Annotated in this window: 17 protein-coding genes; 9 read left to right on the top strand and 8 right to left on the bottom strand. The window is 58.2% G+C overall.

Going from position 1 to position 18,051, the window contains the following annotated elements; genetic code table 11:
* Window positions 1–77: 77 nt before the first annotated feature.
* Window positions 78–1,406, bottom strand: a complete 1,329-nt coding sequence (gene tilS / locus ACN19L_RS16825) for a tRNA lysidine(34) synthetase TilS (RefSeq protein WP_426490625.1) — start codon at window positions 1,404–1,406, stop codon at window positions 78–80.
* Between the two features lie 50 nt (window positions 1,407–1,456).
* The gene (locus tag ACN19L_RS16830; protein ID WP_426490626.1) at window positions 1,457–1,996 is read right to left on the bottom strand and encodes a hypothetical protein; all 540 of its coding nucleotides are present in this window, start codon (window positions 1,994–1,996) and stop codon (window positions 1,457–1,459) included.
* 90 nt (window positions 1,997–2,086) lie between these two features.
* Between ACN19L_RS16830 and ACN19L_RS16835 the strand changes: the two genes are divergently transcribed.
* From ACN19L_RS16835 to ACN19L_RS16870, 8 genes are all read left to right on the top strand, one after another.
* Window positions 2,087–3,769 carry an OstA-like protein gene (locus tag ACN19L_RS16835; protein ID WP_426490627.1) on the top strand — a complete coding sequence of 561 codons (1,683 nt, stop codon included), beginning with the start codon at window positions 2,087–2,089 and terminating at the stop codon, window positions 3,767–3,769.
* A 110-nt stretch (window positions 3,770–3,879) separates the two neighbouring features.
* Entirely contained in the window at window positions 3,880–4,707 is an 828-nt protein-coding gene (locus ACN19L_RS16840) for an outer membrane protein assembly factor BamD (RefSeq protein WP_426490628.1), read from the top strand.
* 119 nt (window positions 4,708–4,826) lie between these two features.
* Window positions 4,827–5,159: a DNA-directed RNA polymerase subunit omega gene (locus tag ACN19L_RS16845; protein ID WP_426490629.1), complete on the top strand. Its 333-nt coding sequence runs from the start codon at window positions 4,827–4,829 to the stop codon at window positions 5,157–5,159.
* 130 nt (window positions 5,160–5,289) lie between these two features.
* Window positions 5,290–5,844: a flavoprotein gene (locus ACN19L_RS16850; protein ID WP_426490630.1), complete on the top strand. Its 555-nt coding sequence runs from the start codon at window positions 5,290–5,292 to the stop codon at window positions 5,842–5,844.
* A gap of 105 nt (window positions 5,845–5,949) precedes the next feature.
* Window positions 5,950–6,606 (top strand): phosphopantothenoylcysteine decarboxylase, encoded by a 657-nt coding sequence (locus ACN19L_RS16855; protein ID WP_426490631.1) that lies wholly within the window; start codon window positions 5,950–5,952, stop codon window positions 6,604–6,606.
* Entirely contained in the window at window positions 6,599–7,516 is a 918-nt protein-coding gene (locus ACN19L_RS16860) for a DUF4835 family protein (protein ID WP_426490632.1), read from the top strand. Before ACN19L_RS16855 ends, ACN19L_RS16860 begins: the two co-directional genes overlap by 8 nt.
* A 160-nt stretch (window positions 7,517–7,676) precedes the next feature.
* Window positions 7,677–9,350: a DNA repair protein RecN gene (gene recN / locus ACN19L_RS16865; protein WP_426490633.1), complete on the top strand. Its 1,674-nt coding sequence runs from the start codon at window positions 7,677–7,679 to the stop codon at window positions 9,348–9,350.
* 135 nt (window positions 9,351–9,485) lie between these two features.
* Window positions 9,486–10,304, top strand: coding sequence for an enoyl-ACP reductase FabI (locus ACN19L_RS16870; RefSeq protein ID WP_426490634.1), 819 nt, complete (start codon window positions 9,486–9,488; stop codon window positions 10,302–10,304).
* Window positions 10,305–10,383: 79 nt separating this feature from the next.
* Here the strand turns inward: ACN19L_RS16870 and ACN19L_RS16875 are convergent, their stop codons facing one another.
* From ACN19L_RS16875 to ACN19L_RS16885, 3 genes are all read right to left on the bottom strand, one after another.
* Entirely contained in the window at window positions 10,384–11,592 is a 1,209-nt protein-coding gene (locus ACN19L_RS16875) for a porin (protein WP_426490635.1), read from the bottom strand.
* 222 nt (window positions 11,593–11,814) lie between these two features.
* Window positions 11,815–12,882 (bottom strand): SDR family oxidoreductase, encoded by a 1,068-nt coding sequence (locus ACN19L_RS16880; protein WP_426490636.1) that lies wholly within the window; start codon window positions 12,880–12,882, stop codon window positions 11,815–11,817.
* 171 nt (window positions 12,883–13,053) lie between these two features.
* Entirely contained in the window at window positions 13,054–13,317 is a 264-nt protein-coding gene (locus tag ACN19L_RS16885; RefSeq protein WP_426490637.1) for a barstar family protein, read from the bottom strand.
* 389 nt (window positions 13,318–13,706) lie between these two features.
* On the opposite strand from ACN19L_RS16885, the gene ACN19L_RS16890 reads away from it, so the two are divergent.
* A complete protein-coding gene (locus tag ACN19L_RS16890) occupies window positions 13,707–13,991 on the top strand; it encodes a hypothetical protein (RefSeq protein ID WP_426493596.1) in 285 nt (94 codons plus the stop codon).
* A gap of 227 nt (window positions 13,992–14,218) precedes the next feature.
* Here ACN19L_RS16890 and ACN19L_RS16895 read toward each other — a convergent pair whose 3' ends face one another.
* From ACN19L_RS16895 to ACN19L_RS16905, 3 genes are all read right to left on the bottom strand, one after another.
* Window positions 14,219–14,962 carry a hypothetical protein gene (locus ACN19L_RS16895; protein WP_426490638.1) on the bottom strand — a complete coding sequence of 248 codons (744 nt, stop codon included), beginning with the start codon at window positions 14,960–14,962 and terminating at the stop codon, window positions 14,219–14,221.
* Window positions 14,963–15,063: 101 nt separating this feature from the next.
* Window positions 15,064–16,869: an ABC transporter ATP-binding protein gene (locus ACN19L_RS16900; RefSeq protein WP_426490639.1), complete on the bottom strand. Its 1,806-nt coding sequence runs from the start codon at window positions 16,867–16,869 to the stop codon at window positions 15,064–15,066.
* A 153-nt stretch (window positions 16,870–17,022) separates the two neighbouring features.
* Complete coding sequence (locus ACN19L_RS16905; RefSeq protein WP_426490640.1) at window positions 17,023–17,997, bottom strand: proline iminopeptidase-family hydrolase; 975 nt, start codon at window positions 17,995–17,997, stop codon at window positions 17,023–17,025.
* Window positions 17,998–18,051 lie beyond the last annotated feature (54 nt).

An 18,051-nucleotide genomic window follows, 5' to 3' on the forward strand; every position in this document is an offset into this window, starting at 1 on the left:
AAAATGGCAAATATCAGTAAGTCAATAGTTTGTATCATGTAGATAATGGCTATTTGTGACATGTGGTAATATATGTACTACATCCGCTTCACCAGCAGCACCCGCTCGGTATTCTCGGTTACCTTAAACCGCTCATCGGGCCGGAAACCGATAACCCAGGCAATTTTGCCGTCGGCGGACACCAGCACCCACACGTTGTCTTTGAGGTTGAGGGGCACTTTCTGGTCGATGAGGAAGTCGGAGAGCTTCTTCTTGCCCTTCATGCCGATGGGCATAAACCAGTCGCCTTCTTGCCAGGGGCGTACTGTGAGTGGAAACTTAAGCACGTCGGCATCCAGGGCGGCCAGGGCTTTGCCCTTCGGTACGGCGTAGCCCTCGGTTATTTCCAGCAACTCAGTGCGCAGGTGCAGGCCGTCAATTTTCAGGGCTTCCTGCCCGGCCTGCAGCTGGTGGGTGCCAAAGTGCTGGAGCTTGCGCGGGGTAATCACCAGCTGCTCCCGGTCCTTCACCAGCTGGTGCGTCGGCGACTCGAAGCGGCGGCCCGGCTCGGCCCCGAAGCTCTGCACAATGTCTTTGGTGACGAGGTAGCTGAAGCCGAAGGGCCGCAGCAGCTCGTGCAGCACCAGGGCCGTGGCGGCCGTTTTCTGGAGCAGGCGGATGTCGAGGTACGTAACTTCGGCCTCCTGGCGCTGGGCCTGGGCGGCGGTATCGGCCACGTAGCGGCGCACAATTTCTTCGGCCGCGCCCACGCGCTCCGCCGTTATGCTCATGGTGTGGTCGAGGCTGGGGTTGATGTCGCGCAGCACGGGCAGCACCTCCAGGCGCAGGCGGTTGCGCTGGTACACCGGCGAATCGTTGCTGGCATCCTCGCGCCAGATCAGGCGGTTTTCCACCACGTAGTCGTACAGGTCGGGCTTGCTCACGGCCAGCAACGGGCGCACCAGGTGGCCGGTTTTGGGCCGGATGCCGTGCAGGCCAGCCAGGCCGGTGCCGTGGGTGAGGTTGAGCAGCATGGTTTCGGCCGTGTCGCGCTGGTGGTGGGCGGTAGCAATGGCCGTGTAGCCCTGCTGCGCCCGGATGCGCTCAAACCACTCGTAGCGCAGAGCCCGGGCAGCCATCTGGGTCGAAATACCCTCCTGTTCGGCAAACTTCTTGGTCTGGAAAAACTCCACGAAGTAGGGCGCCTCGTATTTGTCGGCCAGTTTGCGCACAAACTGCTCGTCGGCGTCGGCTTCTTCGCCCCGCAGCCCGAAGTGGCAGTGCGCCACCCCAAACTTCACACCCAGCCGGTGCAGTACCTCGGCCAGCACCACCGAATCGAGGCCGCCGCTGACGGCTACCAGCAACTGGTCGGTGGGGGAGAAGAGGGTATGTTCCTGAATGAAGGCTTGAATCCGGTCGAGCATGAGAGAAGCAAAGAAGCAGCGCTAGAAGGCTGCGAAAAATAATGACAAAGTTAAGCGGCCGGCAATGCGTCCACCACGCGGGCCACGCGCTCCGCCACAGTCAGGTCGCCGCGCAATTCCAGCACGGGGCACTTAAGCTGTTGCATCCAGGCCGTGTGAATGGCCAGGCTGCGGCTCGTGGTGCCGCCAGTATCGTAGGTAGCGGCCCAGTCCAGGAAAGCGGCCGACTGCTGCTGCCGAAACGCATCGGTGCGTAGCAGCTCCCCGTACCGCTCCTGTTCCCGCTGTTGCAGCCGGGCCAGCCGAATGTTGGGCGGCAGCCACAGAAATACAGCCAGGTCGAAAGCGTGCAGCCACTGTTCCCCCCAACTCACCAGGGACCCACCCAGTACCCAGGCTGGGTGCCGGGCCAGGGCTTCCGCCAGAAGTTGGTTGCGTTCCGGCAGGGGGCGTTTCACCGTAAACGGCTGTTCGGCCGGAGCCCAGTAGAAATCATCCGCGTCGAAATACGGCACCTGCAGCCGTTCAGCCAGCGCCTGCCCGAGGGTGGTAACACCGGAGCCGGAGGCCCCAAACAGGTAGATTTTCACGGCAGGGAAACAGGTGGATTTGGCAGACAATGGCGTACTATTCCACAAAGAAAACCGTTAGCAACGGCCCTTCTGTACCTTTGCGCCGAAATGTCGTTCCCGAAGCCACTTTTTCTTCTGTTGCTGCTGTTGCTGCCCGCCCTGAGCTGGGCCCAGCAGCGCCCGGCCGCGCGGCCCGGCAACCAGCCTGCGCCGGTTCAGGGGCAGCGTATTGAACTGCTGCCCGGCACCCAGCAACTCATTGGCGGTACCTTTAATGGGGTCGAAATCCGGAAGCTGATTGGCAACGTGAGCTTCCGCCAAGGCACTACGCTGCTCTACTGCGACTCAGCCTATCAGTACACCGAGCGGAATGCGCTGGAGGCGTTTAGCAACGTGCGCATCATTCAGAACGATACCATCACCATTACCGGCGACCGGGGAACCTACGACGGCGACACCCGCAAGGCCCGCATGACCGGCAACGTAACCATGCGTGACCCGCGCATGACGCTCACCACCCAGCTGCTCGACTACGACCTGAACAACAACTTGGCCTATTACAGCACCGGCGGCCACCTCCAGGACCCCGAAAACACGCTCGACAGCCAGTTTGGCTACTACAACACCCAGAGCAAGGTGTTCAGCTTCAAACGCAACGTGAAGCTGATTACCAAGGAAAACACCATCGACACGGATACGCTGCAATACAACACCGTCAGCAAGATTGCCTACTTCTTCGGGCCCACCCGCATCAAGGGCAAGCAGGGCAACCTCTACGCCGAAAACGGGAACTACAACACCGTTACCAAGATTTCCAACTTCGCCCGGAACGCCAAAATTGAAACGCCCAACTACCTGCTGGGCGGCGACAAGCTGTACTACGACGAAGCCCGGCAGTACGGCGTGGCTACCGGCCGCGTGTCGATGACTTCAAAGAAGGATAACCTCGTGATTCGCGGGGACGTGGGGCGGTACTGGCGGGCCCAGGGCCGGGCCAAGGTGTACGGTAGCCAGCCGGTGATGCGCAACATCAACGATAAGGACACGCTGTATCTGTCGGCCGATACGCTGGTGAGCATTGAGGGCCGCCCGCCCCAGAACAAGGCCGGCGTGATTTACGCCTACCGCAAGGTGCGCATCTTCCGCTCGGACCTGCAGGGCCGCTGCGACTCGCTCACCTACGACCGGCAGGATTCCGTCATCTACCTCAGCCACGACCCGGTGCTCTGGAACAAGGGCAACCAGCTCACCGCTGACTCCATGGAGATTCAGCAGCGCCGGGGCCAGATTGACCAGATGCGCCTGTTCGGGCACGCGTTCAGCATCGGGCAGGACACACTGCTCAACTTCAACCAGGTGAAGGGCCGCAACATGGTGGCCTACTTCCGCGACAAGTCCATCAAAAAAATTGATGTGCTTGGCAACGCGGAGAGCCTCTACTATGCTCTTGAGGGTGACACGGCCGTGTCGGGCGTCAACAAAAGCCTCTCCGCCACCATGGCGCTGCGGTTTCAGGACGGCAAGCTCAATACCATCAGTTTCCTCACCAACCCCGAAGCCCAGTTTATTCCGCCCAACGAGCTGAAGCCGGAAGAGGCCAAGCTCAAGGATTTCCGCTGGCGCGCTGAGGAACGCCCCATCCGTCGGCAGACGTTGGGTAAGCACTTCGCGCCGCCCGCTAAGCCCAAAAAAGCCGCACCGGCCAAAAAGAAGCCGACCACCAAGAAAGCCACGCCGAAAAAGCCAGCCGCTCCCAACGCTAAACCCACAACTAAGCCGGTGAGGAAATAGTGGCGGAGGGGCAGTATGCAGAGCTACCAACTCCGTTTCTGCGCTGGCAACTGACAACTTGTAACTGGCAACTGATTTGCCTCACCGATTCTTCTTACCTTTGCGTCCTTATGCTGTCTTTCCGTCCTGCTTTCTTTGTTCTGTTAGTGAGCACCTTGCTGCTCGGCTCCTGCACTGGCTACCAAAAGCTGCTCAAGAGCACCGACGTGAACAAGAAGTACGAAGCCGCCATCCAGTACTACGATAAAGGCGACTACTTCAAGGCCGGTACGCTGCTGGAGGAGTTGATTCCGCTGCTGAAAGGCCGCCCGGAGGCTGAGAAGGCGCAGTTCTACTTCGCCAATACCAATTTCCAGCAACGCAACTACACGCTGAGCGCCTACTACTTCAAGACGTTCTACGAAACTTACCCGAACTCGCCGCAGGCCGAGGAAGCGGCTTTCATGCAGGCCAAATCCTTGTTCCGCGACTCCCCGGAGTTTCAGCTCGACCAGACCAACACCTACACGGCGCTGGAAGTAATTCAGGACTTTCTGAACCGCTTCCCGGAAAGCAAGTTCCGCTCCGAAACCGACGGCATGTCGCAGGAGCTGCAGAAGAAGCTGGAAAACAAAGCCTTTCGCGGTGCCCGCCTCTATTATGATTTGCGCTACTACCAGTCGGCCGTAACGGCGTTTACGCAGTTTCAGCAGCAGTTTCCCGCTTCCGGCTATGGGGAGCAGGCCGCTTTCCTGAAGCTTAGCGCCCAGTTTGATCTGGCCACGGAAAGCGTGGAGGAAAAGCAGCGGGAACGGTATCTGGAGGCTATTGCCTTCTACCAGAACTTTGTGGATGCCTTCCCGCAGAGCAAAAATCTGAAAGACGCCGAGCGGATGTACGACCAGTCGCGCGACGCCGTGGCCAAGCTAAAGCCCACTGAGGGAACAGCCGCCAACTAAATGTGAAAAATGTGGGCAGAATGTGGTTGAATGTGAGTAGTTGTATTCACCACACCACATAGGCTTCCCCACCAATTTTTTACAGAACTCACATCAAAACACATTCAGCACATTTGTATATGAAAGCTCCCAATAACGTCCCTGCTTCCATCGTAACCCGCAACATGTCGGATTTCACCACCGAAACCGGCAACGTGTACGAGAGCATTGCCATCATTTCGAAGCGCGCCAACCAGATTGCCGTGAAGCTGAAAGAAGAGCTGAACGGGAAGCTGGCCGAGTTTGCCACCACCGTGGACAACCTGGAAGAGGTGTTCGAAAACCGTGAGCAAATTGAAATCAGCAAGCATTACGAGCGGCTGCCCAAGCCCACCAACCTGGCCGTAGAGGAGTTTCTGGAAGGCAAAGTGCACTTCCAGACGCCCGCCATCGAGGAGGAGCAGAAAGGCTAGTCGTTGCGTCGCATACGCATTCTGTGAGCGTCATGCCGAACCCGTGCTGTTACCAGCCTGGTTCGGCATGACGTTTTTGTGTGTATCCTTGTCTGTGGGCTTCGTGGCCCATATTCCATTGGCCAAACCTATGCTGCAGGAACGTAAAATTCTGGTGGGCGTGAGCGGCAGTATTGCCGCCTACAAATCGGCGCTGCTGGTGCGGCTGCTGGTGCAGGCCGGGGCCGAGGTGCAGGTAATTCTGACGCCCGCGGCCGTGGCTTTCGTAACGCCGCTAACATTGGGTACGCTATCCAAAAATCCGGTTTTGCAGGGTTTTCTGAAGGATGAGCAGGCCGGCGAGTGGCACAATCACGTGCACCTGGGTTTGTGGGCCGATGCGCTGGTAGTAGCTCCGGCCTCGGCCAATACGCTGGCTCATCTGGCCAACGGCCTCTGCGATACGCTGCTGGATGCCGTGTACCTCTCCGCCCGCTGCCCGGTGTTTGTGGCCCCGGCCATGGACCTGGATATGTACCAGCACCCGGCCACCCAGCGCAATCTGCACCGCCTGCGCGAAGACGGTACCACCGTGTGGGACTCGCCGGCCGGTGAGCTGGCCAGCGGCCTCAGCGGCCCCGGCCGCATGCTGGAACCCGAGGAGATGGTACGTGAGCTGGAGCGGTTTTTTATGAAGCAGTTGTAAAAGCTTTTTCTCTTGCTGAGAATGAAATTCGGGTGTGAATTAGTGCGCTGTTGACCGCAAAACTCAACTCATAACTCATCATTCTTAACTCATAACTCCAACGTAATGCGCGTCCTCATCACTGCCGGCCCTACCTACGAGTCCCTCGACCCGGTACGCTTCATTGGGAACCACAGCACCGGCAAAATGGGATACGCCCTGGCTGAAACCTTCGCGGCCGAAGGGGCTGAAGTGACACTCGTCAGCGGCCCCACTAACCTGCCCGATCCGGCCGATGCGCGTATCCGGACGGTGCGGGTGCAAACGGCCCAGGAGATGTACGAAGCGGCTATGACTGAAGCGGCTGCCGCCGACGTGTGGGTGTTTGCCGCCGCTGTGGCCGACTACCGGCCCGCCCAGGTGGCCGAGCAGAAAATCAAGAAGGCCGGCGAAACCCTCACCCTGGAACTGGTGAAGAACGTGGATATTGCCGCCGAGCTGGGGAAAACCAAGCGGCCCGAACAATTTTCGGTGGGTTTTGCGTTGGAGACGGAAAACGAGCAGGTCCACGCCCTCGATAAGCTCCGGCGCAAAAACTTTGACGTGGTGGTGCTGAATTCCCTGCGCGACGCCGGGGCCGGTTTCCGCCACGATACCAACAAAGTAACCCTGCTGGCCGCCGACGGGCAAAGCACTATCTTCGAGTTGAAAGCCAAAACCGAAGTAGCGCAGGATATTGTGCGTTTCGTGTTGGCCCGCCTTTCATCCCAAGCGCATGCGTAAGCTTTTTCTATTGTTGTTGCTCGTTGCTGGCAGCACCGCCGTGGCCCAGGCCCAGGAGCTGCTGGCCGAAGTAACCGTGTCCACGGAAAACGTGACCATCTCGGACCGGCAGCTGGTGCAGGACATGAAGCGGGACATTCAGCAGTTTCTGAACACCCGGCCTTTCACCAACCAGGCGTACCGCCCCGAGGAGAAAATCCGCTGCAAGGTGTTTGTGGGCATCACCGAAATTCCGCAGAACGGCACGTACAAGGCCACTGTACGCGTGCTGAGCACCCGCCCGGTGTACGGCACCGGCTACGAAACCAACCTGCTGAGCTTCGCCGACCGGGGCTGGGTGTTCAATTACTCGCCCCAGAATCCCATCGACTACTCCGAAACCACGTTTGTGGGCAACCTGTCGTCGTTGCTGACTTTCTATGCCTATCTTATCATTGGCATGGATCAGGACAGCTTTTCGCCCCTGAGCGGCTCGCCGTACTATGACCGGGCCCGGACGGTGCTGGTAAATGCGGCTTCCCAGAACATCACCAACGAGGCCGACGACGGCTGGAAGGATACCAACAACGGCAACCGGTACTGGCTGCTGAATAACCTGCAGGATCCGCAGCTGGAGGCATTCCGTAGTGCCATTTACGCCTATTACCGGCAGGGAATGGATATCTTCATTACCAAGCCCGAAGAAGCCCGCACCAACATGGCTACTGCTCTGCAAGGGGTGCAGCAGGCCGTGCAGCGCCGCCCCGGTACCCTGCTGGCCAAAGCCTTTTTTACCACCAAGGCCGAGGAAATTTCCAACGTGTTCCGCACCAGTCCCGACCAGCAGCAGAAAACCCAGGTAGCTACCCTGCTCACCGAGGTGGACCCCACCAACTCGGCCCGCTACCAGACCATTCTGCGGCAGCCATAGGGCGTGCTGTTCGAAAAGATCAAGTGAGCAAATTTTATTGGCATTTAACTAAATGAACTAGTAGCTTTGCTAAAGCTACTAGACCCGGCACTTGCTGACCGGCCCGTAGCAGGTTTTTTTGACAGCTACGGTCGGCGTCCCGGCCTTCATTTGGTGTACCATGCTGGTTGATCTGCGAATTCAGAACTACGCTCTAATTGAAAAATTGGAGTTGCGCCCCTCGGCGCTGCTCAACATCATTACCGGCGAAACCGGGGCGGGCAAATCGATTATGCTGGGGGCCATTGGCCTGCTGCTGGGCAATCGGGCTGATTCGCGCATGCTCTTCGATACGAACAAGAAGTGCGTGATTGAGGGCCATTTTGATATTCAGAGTTACCAACTGCAGGATATCTTCCAGGCCGAAGACCTGGACTACGACCAGCAGTGCATTCTGCGGCGGGAAATCAGCCCCGCGGGGAAAAGCCGGGCGTTCATCAACGATACGCCCGTGACGCTGGAAACCCTGCGCCACATCGGGGCTAATCTGATGGACATCCACTCCCAGCACGATACCCTGCTACTCGGTGATACGGTGTTTCAGTTGAATCTGCTGGATTTATACGCCGGGCTGATTCCGATGCGCGGGCAGTACAGCAACGCCTACCGCCAATACCGCAAACAGGAAGCCGACCTGAAAACCCTGGAAGACCAGGTAGCGCAGGCCAATAAGGAACTGGATTACCATAGCTTTCTGCTGAATGAGCTGGAAGACGCCAGTTTGGATAATGAGCGGCAGGATGAGCTGGAGCAGGAAGTAAAAGAGCTGGAGCACGCCGAGGAAATCAAGTTCAAGCTCACCCACGCCCTGCAGGGCCTTTCGGAAGGGGAGTACTGCGCCACCGGAGCCCTGAAGGATGCGGCCGTGCTGCTGGGGCAGATTTCGGCCTACTCGGAGCCGGTGCGGGAGCTGAAGCAGCGCCTGGACAGTTGCCTGATTGAGCTGCACGACATAGCAGATGAGCTGGAAGCTGTGGAGCGCCGTACCGAAGGCGACCCGGCCCGCATCGACGAGCTGCAAAGCCGCCTGAATGTGCTCTACAGCCTGCAGCGCAAGCACCAGGTGCGCGACGTGGTGGCCCTGCTGGCCGTGCGCGCCGATTTGCGCGATAAGGTAGGCTCGGTGCTGAACCTCGATAAGCAGATTAACCGCCTGCGCCGGGAAGTAGAAGCCAGCCTCGCCACCATTACCAAGCAGGCGGCCCGCCTCTCCGAAGCCCGCCGCAAAGTGTTTCCGAAATTCGAAAAAGAACTGGCCTCACTGCTGGTGGATCTGGGTATGCCGCACTCCCGCATTGTGGTGCAGCACCAGGAAAGCGCCCCCGCCGCCAGCGGCATTGATGTGGTGAGCATCCTGTTCACGGCCAACAAAGGCGCCCAGCCCCAAACGCTAAGCAAGTCGGCCTCAGGTGGGGAATTCTCGCGCCTGATGCTGTGCATCAAGTACATGCTGGCCGATAAAACCGCCTTGCCGACGATAGTATTCGATGAAATTGACACCGGCATCAGCGGGGAAATTGCGATGAAAGTGGGCCGTATGATGCAGCAGATGGCAAAAAAGCACCAGCTTATTGCCATCAGCCACCTGCCCCAGATGGCCGCCGCCGGCGACGCGCACTACTTCGTGTACAAGGAAGACCGCGCCGACCGCACCGTGAGCCGCATCCGGGAACTGAACCAGGAGGAGCGCATCCGCGAAATTGCCCAGATGATTTCCGGCGCCAACCCCAGCCAGCACGCCACCCAGAGTGCCCGGGAGCTACTAGCCCTGCGTGGCGCAGAAATGGCGGGGTAAATGGTGAAATGGTGAGATGGTGAAATAGTGAGTTATGAATAGCTAACTTGGGGCACTTAATCTGAACACTTCAAAAGGTGTAGTGGAGTAACGAACATCAACTCACCATTTCACCATTTCACCATCTTACCTCATATGGCAAACCTGCTTGCGGGCAAAGTCGGTATCATTTCCGGCGCGCTGAACGAAGAATCTATTGCTTGGAAAGTAGCCCTGAAGGCCCACGCCGAAGGGGCCCGCTTTGTGCTCACCAACGCCCCGCTGGCCATGCGCATGGGCGAAATCAACAAGCTCTCGGAGCAGTGCAACGCGCCCATTATTCCGGCCGACGCCACCTCGATGGAGGACCTAGAGAAGCTATTCTCGGGGGCGCAGGAGCACCTCGGTGGCAAGCTGGATTTCGTGCTGCACAGCATTGGTATGAGCGCCAACATCCGCAAGGGCAAGCACTACGGCGAGCTGAACTACGAGTGGTACCAGAAAACCCTCGACGTGTCGGCGCTGTCGTTCCACAAGATGCTGGCTGTGGCCGAGAAGCAGGATGCCTTCAACGAGTGGGGCTCGGCCGTGGCCTTGAGCTACATTGCCGCCCAGCGCGCCTTCCTCGACTATACTGACATGTCGCAGGCCAAGGCCATGCTCGAAAGCATTGCCCGCAGCTACGGCCAGCGCCTCGGCAAGCTCAAGAAAGTGCGCGTGAACACCATCAGCCAGTCGCCCACCAAAACCACGGCCGGCACCGGCATCAGCGGCTTTGATGCGTTCTACGAGTACGCCGACCGCCTTTCGCCCCTGGGCAATGCCCCGGCCGAAGCCTGCGCCGACTACTGCATCAGCCTGTTCTCGGACCTGACCCGCTACGTGACCATGCAGAACCTCATGCACGACGGTGGTTTCAGCACCACCGGCATCTCGGAGGAGATTGTAGAGCTGGTAACCAACGCCAAGCAGTAATCTGGCCTGAATTTATACTGAACAACAACGCCCAGCCAAACCGGCCGGGCGTTGTTGCGTTTGGACGAGCCGTCCAACCTTAAAAATTCAGCTGGGCCTGGAGGCGTAGCAGGCCGCCGCGCTGGCGGTTGCTTTGCTTCTGGAAATCCTCGAAGCGGCGGTTGGAGAGGGTGTACATCGTCACCAGCTCGAAGCTGGGGAAGGGCTGCCACTCCACGCCCAGCTCGGCCTCGCGCACGGTATAGCTGCGGGCATCCCGCTCGTGCTTCTTGCCGCCATCGTAGTACTGGGCGCGCAGGAAGGGGTAGAACTGGTGCTCTTTGTATTGCAGGCGGTAGTTGAGCAGCACGTAGCCGCCGTGCAGGCGCTGGGTTTCGATGCTGTCGGTGCGCGGGTTGAACTCGGGGCCGCGGCCCACATTATACTCGGCTTGCAGGCCGAAAGGCTGGGGATAGAGCACGAACGTAGCCGCCACGCGCTGGTCGGGGTAGCGCAGGTCGGGGCGGTGCTTCACGCCGCTGGACAGCTGGTCCCGGTTCACTACGTACTCGCCGGAGTACGCCTGCACCGCCGGCTCAATTATCTGGTTCCCAACTTTCAACGGGTACGTAATGCGGGCCACTACGTGGCGCTGGTTGTTCAGCTCGGGGCGGTTGGCCGTTTGACCGTTAAAGGCTCCGATGCCCACTACGCCGTAGTCGCCGGAACCCTTCAGGCCATCCTTCACCAAACGGCTGAACTGCTGCCGCACGGCCGTAGGGGCCCAGTACAGGAAAGCGCCCAAATCCCGCTCGTTGGAAAAGGAGCTGTTGATGCCGTCGCTGCGGTCCAGGGCCAGGCGGTTCTGACTCGACTGCATGTTCTCGAATCCGAACGGAATCTTGCTCTGCCCCAGCCGCACCCGAAACTGGCTGGCTTTGTCGAGGCCCAGGTCAATGTAGGCGTCGCGCAGGAGGGTGGCGTTCAACGAGGAGCTGCCGCTGAGCGTGCTGGCAAAATCGGGCTGAATGTAGAAGTACACCCGCTCGTGTAGCTGGCCGAAGAAGATGATGCGAATCCGCCGCAAGGAAAAGCCCCCGTTGCGGCCCCACGACCGGTCGCACTGCTCGCAAATAAGGTCAGGATTGGTTTCCAGCAGCCGGTTGTAGCGCGCCTGCACGTAGCCCCGCACCGATACTGCCTGGTACCACTTTTTGCCCGGGGCCGGCTCCGAGGAAACCGAGTCGGCGGCCTGGCCGTGGGCCCAGCCGGCAGCCAGCAGCAACAGGATGGTTAACAGTTTCTTCATGAAATGATAATGCTACCGCAAAGTGCGGCATTATCTGTTACCTGAATGTGTCCGGTGTATTACGCCAGTGTTACCAATGCCCCGGACGCACATCGGCCCCCACCAGGCTGTTGCGTTGGCGGGGGCCGGAAAAGGCGGAAACGGTAGTAGCCCGAACTTTGTCTTTCGCGCTTCGGAACGAAATTTTCCGAATGGGGCGGAGTGCGGATAACCCCGTTCGTGCTACGGAATCAGCCGGTCGGTCCGGAGCTGTCCGAACAGGTCGAAAAAGGAATCCTCGGTGGATTGGTATTCCCGAAAACCCCGTTTGCGGCTGTTGGCCATGTCGGTCATCACCTCAATGGGGCGGCCCAGATCCAGGTCGGTGTGCCAGGGAGAAGCGAGGCGGTTAAGGTCCGGCTCCTGTAGCTGGTACCGCTCGGCAATGGCCTGCCACACGGCAGCATCTTGGCTAAGTTCGGCTTCCAGTGGGTGTACGGTACCATCGAAGCCCACGGCCGGCACCCCAAACCAGGCGGCCAAGCGCGGCCACAGCCAGCTCCAGCGGAATACGTCCCCGTTCACAATGTTGAAAGCCTGATTTTGGGCGGCCTCGGTGGTGGCGGCCCAGCGTAGCTGCTGGGCAATGATGCGGGCATCCGTGACGTCGGACAGGCCATGCCACTGGGCCGCGGAGCCGGGCCAGCGGAAGGGGCGGCCGGTTTCCTTACAGATGCTGGCATACACGGCCAGGGTGGTGCCCAGATTCATAAGGTTGCCCACGGCCTTGCCAATAATAGTGTGGGGCCGGTGGATGCTCCAGGTAAACCCATCACGGGCGGCGGCGGCGTACACTTCATCTTCCTGGGCGTAGTAAAAGTTATCGAGCGGAAGACGGGGCTGCTCCTCGCGCAGGGGCGTGGGTGGCGGGGTGCCCCCGCTCACGTACGCCTCAAACGGCCCCAGGTAGTGCTTCAGGCCCGTGACCAGCGCCACGTGCCGCACCGAATGTTTGGGAGCCAAGGCATCGAGCAGGTTACGCACCATCAGGCTGTTGACGCGGATGTTCTCGGCTTCCGTATCCTGGCGCATCCAGCTGGTGATGAACACGTGGGTGGGCGCTACATCGGCCAGGGCGGTTTGTAGGCTGTCGGGGCTGAGCAAATCGGCCGCTACGGGGCGCAGGCCGGCAACATCCGGGCGCGGGGAGCGGGCCAGACCGTAAGTGGTCCAACCGTGGGTCAGCAGCTCCTGGGCCAGGTTGCTGCCAATGATGCCACTGGCACCCACTACGAGGGCAATATTCTGCATAAAAAGGGAGTTTCAGGAAATGAAGTTGCCGGCTTACACGCGGCGCAAGGCGTTATAACAGCCCACTGGCGGATTTGTCTTGTTGCAACTACATGACCGTGCCGGCTCAGCGGCAGCCAGCCGCCGGGCCGGCGCAGTAGCGGCTTGCTGCTGGTGCGGCGGTAAGTTGGTTCAGGCCAGCACAATCCGCTTCGGGGCCATTTCCTCGTTGTAGTCCCGTACCACCTGCTGCAGAATCTGCATGTCGCGGGGGCAGCAGCGGGCAAATTCCTCCCAGTTCGTGAGCGTGAGCACGGGCGGCATTTCCACAATGGCCACGATGGAATCCCAGAAAGCGTCCCAACTCGGGCCGTACCAGTCCTCAAAGCCCAACTGCTCCTTGAACAGCTGGTGAATGGCAGCTTTGCTGGTGATGCCGGAGAGGTCGAGGGTCATGGGAGTGAGTTAACATCGAATTGTGGTGATGGTCTAAAAGGTGGTTTTTGCGTAGCACAGGCGTATGATCCAGACCACACTTCGGTGTGCCAAATGAGGCAGTGACGCCTTGCGCAAAAATGGCATGAGTAAAGGCAAAGCCAAGTATCGGTGCACCGCTTGCCGCCATCAAGCGGTATTCCAGCCAGCAGCCCCGCGCAAAGCGGCGCAGTACGCTCGGGTGGAAAAGCTGCTGCTGGAGCGGGTGTCACAGTGGGCCATCGTGCGCCTGACGGGCGTAGCGCGGATGACGGTGGCTAAACTGGCAAAAAAAAGCGCAGAACCGTTCCCTGAGTTGTCCGTTGCCGCACCGGCCGAGGGAGTTAGAGCTGGATGAGCTATGGACGTTTGTGGGACGGAAGCGGCGCAAAACATGGCTATGGCTGGCCGTGGAACGTCATACCAAGCGGATCGTAGCCTGGGTGCTGGGTAGTTGGAGACTCGCCATAGGTGCCGGGCATGTGGTACCACACGGACGAATGGGACGCCTACCGGGGGAGTATTGCCGGCGCGAGCCCATCGGGCTCATCTCAAAGGCAACGGCCAAACCAGCATTGTGGAGGCCATCAATTGCTCCTTACGGCAAAAGTGCGCCGTGCTCGTGCTTAAATTATGTTCGTTCAGTCGCTGCTTAGCCATGCACCATGTGCGCTTTCAACTCGTCATTGACGAGCACAACCGACGATGCACCATCACTTAAACCACCGCCCTAAATGTGAGCTACACGGCTCTCGTCGTAGGGGTATGCATAGCTTTGATAGAATCAAATTCAAGAGGCGTAATGCATGTACACCTATCTTTTCGTTTGTTTCTAACATCTTTATTGATATAGTTTCATTCTCACAGCTTTCTGCTAGAGATATTAGCGTTTATCTAACGCTACTTTTTTACTCTGAATGACCAGCGTGTCACCTAGGAGCATTTTACTCAAAATACTGCGATTAAAAACTCCAAATATATTGCTTCCCCAAGAAAATGAGGTTGTACCATTGCGGCTATTTCGCAGGAAATAGGAAAACAGAGGTAAACTTAGCTCACCGCTGTTATGATGAATTGGGAAGACGGGAGGGGCTTTACAAATAATTGAATAACCACCTGACGTGCTTATGGGACGGCATTTACCTTGAGAATTGTATAGGTTAATGTTACTACCGTAACTGTCTGACGATTCAACCGACGTAATCCGAGTAATGGAATCGAGGCCAGTGAGAATTATAAGTTTATTATTTTTTTCAGTAATCTGTGTTTCAATTGGGTTTGAGGAGGATGATTGGAAGGGCAAAGTAACAGTCGCTTTCTTCTCCTCTCTAAAAGAAATTGAAAAGAGGCCTTTTAACTCCTCTGTATTTTTACCTTGAACGAAGCCATCTCCATATTTCTGCCTTATATTGATGCCAATATCATGATTCAAAAAATTAGTAATAACTGCTGGGTCAGTAATCTGCCCAGCACTGGAATATAGCTGTAAATCCTCTAACTGAGCAAAAGATTGACTTTGGTAATCACCTGTTAGAATAAGCTCAGCTTCTTTTTCAGAACTGCCGCACGATGAAAGTGAAACCCAGGATAATGTGAAAAACAGGAATAGAGAGAAGCGAAGAATCATTAGTAAACTAACAGCAAGTGGAGCACTAATATAGCGGATTTGATTGGCTGTCTTTATCGTGTATGACTAATAGTAGGTGGTAATAGCAAACAAGCCGTACCTCACCCCGCCGTGTCGCCTACCTCATCCTCCACCAGCACCCGGGCCAGCTTCTCGATGTTGAGGCTGCGGGCGGAGGCGTCGAAGATTTCCCGGTAGGTGCCGCGCAGGTCGTAGAGGTGCTCGTGGGTGCCGCTTTCCACCATGCGGCCCTGCTTCATCACGTAAATGCAGTCGGAATCCACAATCTGGGCGAGGCTGTGGGAAATGATGACCACGGTGCGGCCCTTTTTGATGGCGTCAAGGGAGTTTTTGATCTGCTCGGTGGCAATGGCGTCGAGGGAGGCGGTGGGCTCGTCGAGGAAGATGATGGGTGGGTTTTTCAGGAACAGCCGGGCAATGGCAATGCGCTGCTGCTGCCCCCCGGAAAGCTGCTGGGCGTCGCTCCCGTAGCCCTTGGGCAGTTCCATGATCTGCTCGTGCAAATACGCCTGCCGGGCCGCGTGCTGAATCTGCTCCAGCGTGGCGTCCATCACGCCGTAGCGGATATTCTCCTCAATGGTGCCCTTGAAAATGTGGTTTTTCTGCAGTACCAACCCAATTTTCTGGCGCAAAGCGTGGGTGTCGTAGTCGGCCAGCGGGCGGCCGTCGAGCAGCATGTGGCCGTGGTCGGGGGCGTAGAACTTGCAGAGCAGGTTGATGATGGTGCTCTTGCCGGCCCCGCTCAGGCCCACCAGTGCGGTGGTTTTGCCGGCTTCAATGGTCAGGCACACATCGTGCAAAGCCTGGGTGCCGCTGGGGTAGGTGAAGTCCACGTGGCAGATGTCGAAGGTACCCTGCAGGTGGTCGGGCCGGAGCGGACCGGTGGGCTCCACGGCGTCGTGGGCATCCAGAATATCGAAGAAACCCTCAGCGTAGGTCAGGGCGTCGTTCATCTCATCATAAATGCGGTGCAGCTGCCGGATGGGGGCCGAGACGTTGTTGAAGAGCAGGATGTGGAACATGATGGCCCCGATGCTGATCTGCCGGTCCAGCACCAGATAGGCCGTCAGGATGATGATGAACACTACGCCAATCTGCTCGGTGAAGGTCTTGAGGCCGTCGTAGAGGAAGTTGGTTTTGCGGGTCTGGAGCTGGGCATCCTGCAGGTTTTGCTGCACCTGAGCCTGCTTCCGCTCCTCGTAGTCCTCGCGCACGAAGCTCTTGATGACCACCGCCGAATCAATCAGGTTCACGAGGCCCTGGCTTTTAGCTTCCCGCAGCCCGCGCAGGGCCCGGCGGGTGCCGTTGAGCTTATCGGCCTGGCGGTAGCTCAGCCAGAAATACACCGGCAGCACCGCCACGGCCACCAGCCCCACGTACAGGTTGGCCGTGAACATGACCACCAGGGCCACAATGGCGTTGGCAAATAGCGGCAGAATATCAATGAAAAAGTTCTGTACCAGCTTCATCAGGCTTTCCACGCCCCGGTCAATGCGGGTCTGGAGCTTGCCGGTCTGGTTGCCATTGTCGGAGTAGAAGCCGAGCTGGTAGCTGAGCACCTTGTGCACGGCATCCTGGGAAAGGGTGCCGGACACGTTGATGCGGATTTTCTCGCCGTAAAACTTCTGCCCGAACTGAATAAGCGTGTTGATGATTTCCTTGCCCAGCAGTACCCCGCTCACCAGCATCAGCAGATTGGCTCCCTGCACGAGGCCCTGGTTGCGGTCCAGCATATCCTGCACCGTATCCACGGTGTAGCGCAGTACAAACGGGTTCACCTGCGCCGCCAGGGAGCCCACTAGCGTGAGCAGCAGCGTGGCCACCACCAGCCCCCGGTACGGACGCACGTAGGGCAGCAGGCGCTTGATAATTTCCCAAAGACTCATGCGTAATCGGCTAGATAAGCGGCAACCGGTTAGACGAGCAGGGTGGGAGTGGGGTTATGCCTTCTTGAGTAAGCGAGTAAGCCGGTAAAATGCTACGGGAGTTGCGCCGCCTGCCTTATGGCACAACTAGTGTACAGCCCGAAAGCACGTAAGTTACCCTTTCCGCTCCGTTTTCCGCAGGAACCTGATCAACGCCGGGAAATAGTGTTCAGGATCATCCCACATGGCGTAGTGCGAGCCGTCGGGGCAGACGTAGGCCTGACAGTTCGGAATGTGCTTTTTCATGTAGGCAATATCGGCTGGCGGCACAAAATCGTGCTGCGCACCAACGACCAGCGTGGGGGGCTTGATGGTGGCCAGCCGGTCAGAAAAGTCCCAGGCCAGCATGATAGGCATGAAGGTAGCGGCGTAGGTGCGGGTAATGTGGGCCTGGCTGCGCGTGAAGATGGGCGACTCCGGCACCCGGCGCATCATATGCAGGGCGCGAAACTCCTTGGTAACGGCCGGGCTGATGTAAGGCGCAAGGCTCATCAGTCCCATCGTATCGAGGCCGGCAATGACCTTGCCTTCCTGCGCCTGCTGCCGCCGAATGATGGCCGCGTACTGGCTGAAGCGGTTCTTATTGAACACGGCGGCCTTATAACCGATGTTGGAGGTAATGAGTCCTTTGATATGCTCGGGGTGCCTGGCCGCGTATTCCAGGGCCAGCATGCCGCCCCAGGAGTGGCCCAGCAGATAAAACGCGTCCAGCCCCAGCCCTTGGCGCACCTGCTCCACCTCCTCCACAAAGCGCGGAATGGTCCACACGCTTTTATCATCGGTTTTATCGGAATGGTAGGAGTTGAGCTGGTCGTAGTAGTAAATTTCCACACCCTCCCGGGCCAGGTACTGCGGGAAATTCTCGAAATACTCATGCGTGTTGCCTGGGCCGCCGTGCAGCACCAGTAGCTTAATGCGGCCCGTGCCTACCTTCTGGGTCCAGACCCTGTACTTGCCATCGATGGATATCATTCTGACCCCGGGAGCCGTCAGCTTGGCGGCGTAGCTACTATCGGGGGCGGGGGACTGGGCGCTGGCGAGAAGTGGCAGCAGGTACAGAAACGTGAGTAGCAGAAAGCGAAGCGGCACGGAAGGATAGCAGTAGAATGAAAACCGGACGGGCTGAATATCCGCAAAGATTTC

This window comes from Hymenobacter sp. 102 (assembly GCF_049949205.1).
In the GTDB taxonomy this organism is placed as follows: Bacteria; Bacteroidota; Bacteroidia; order Cytophagales; family Hymenobacteraceae; genus Hymenobacter.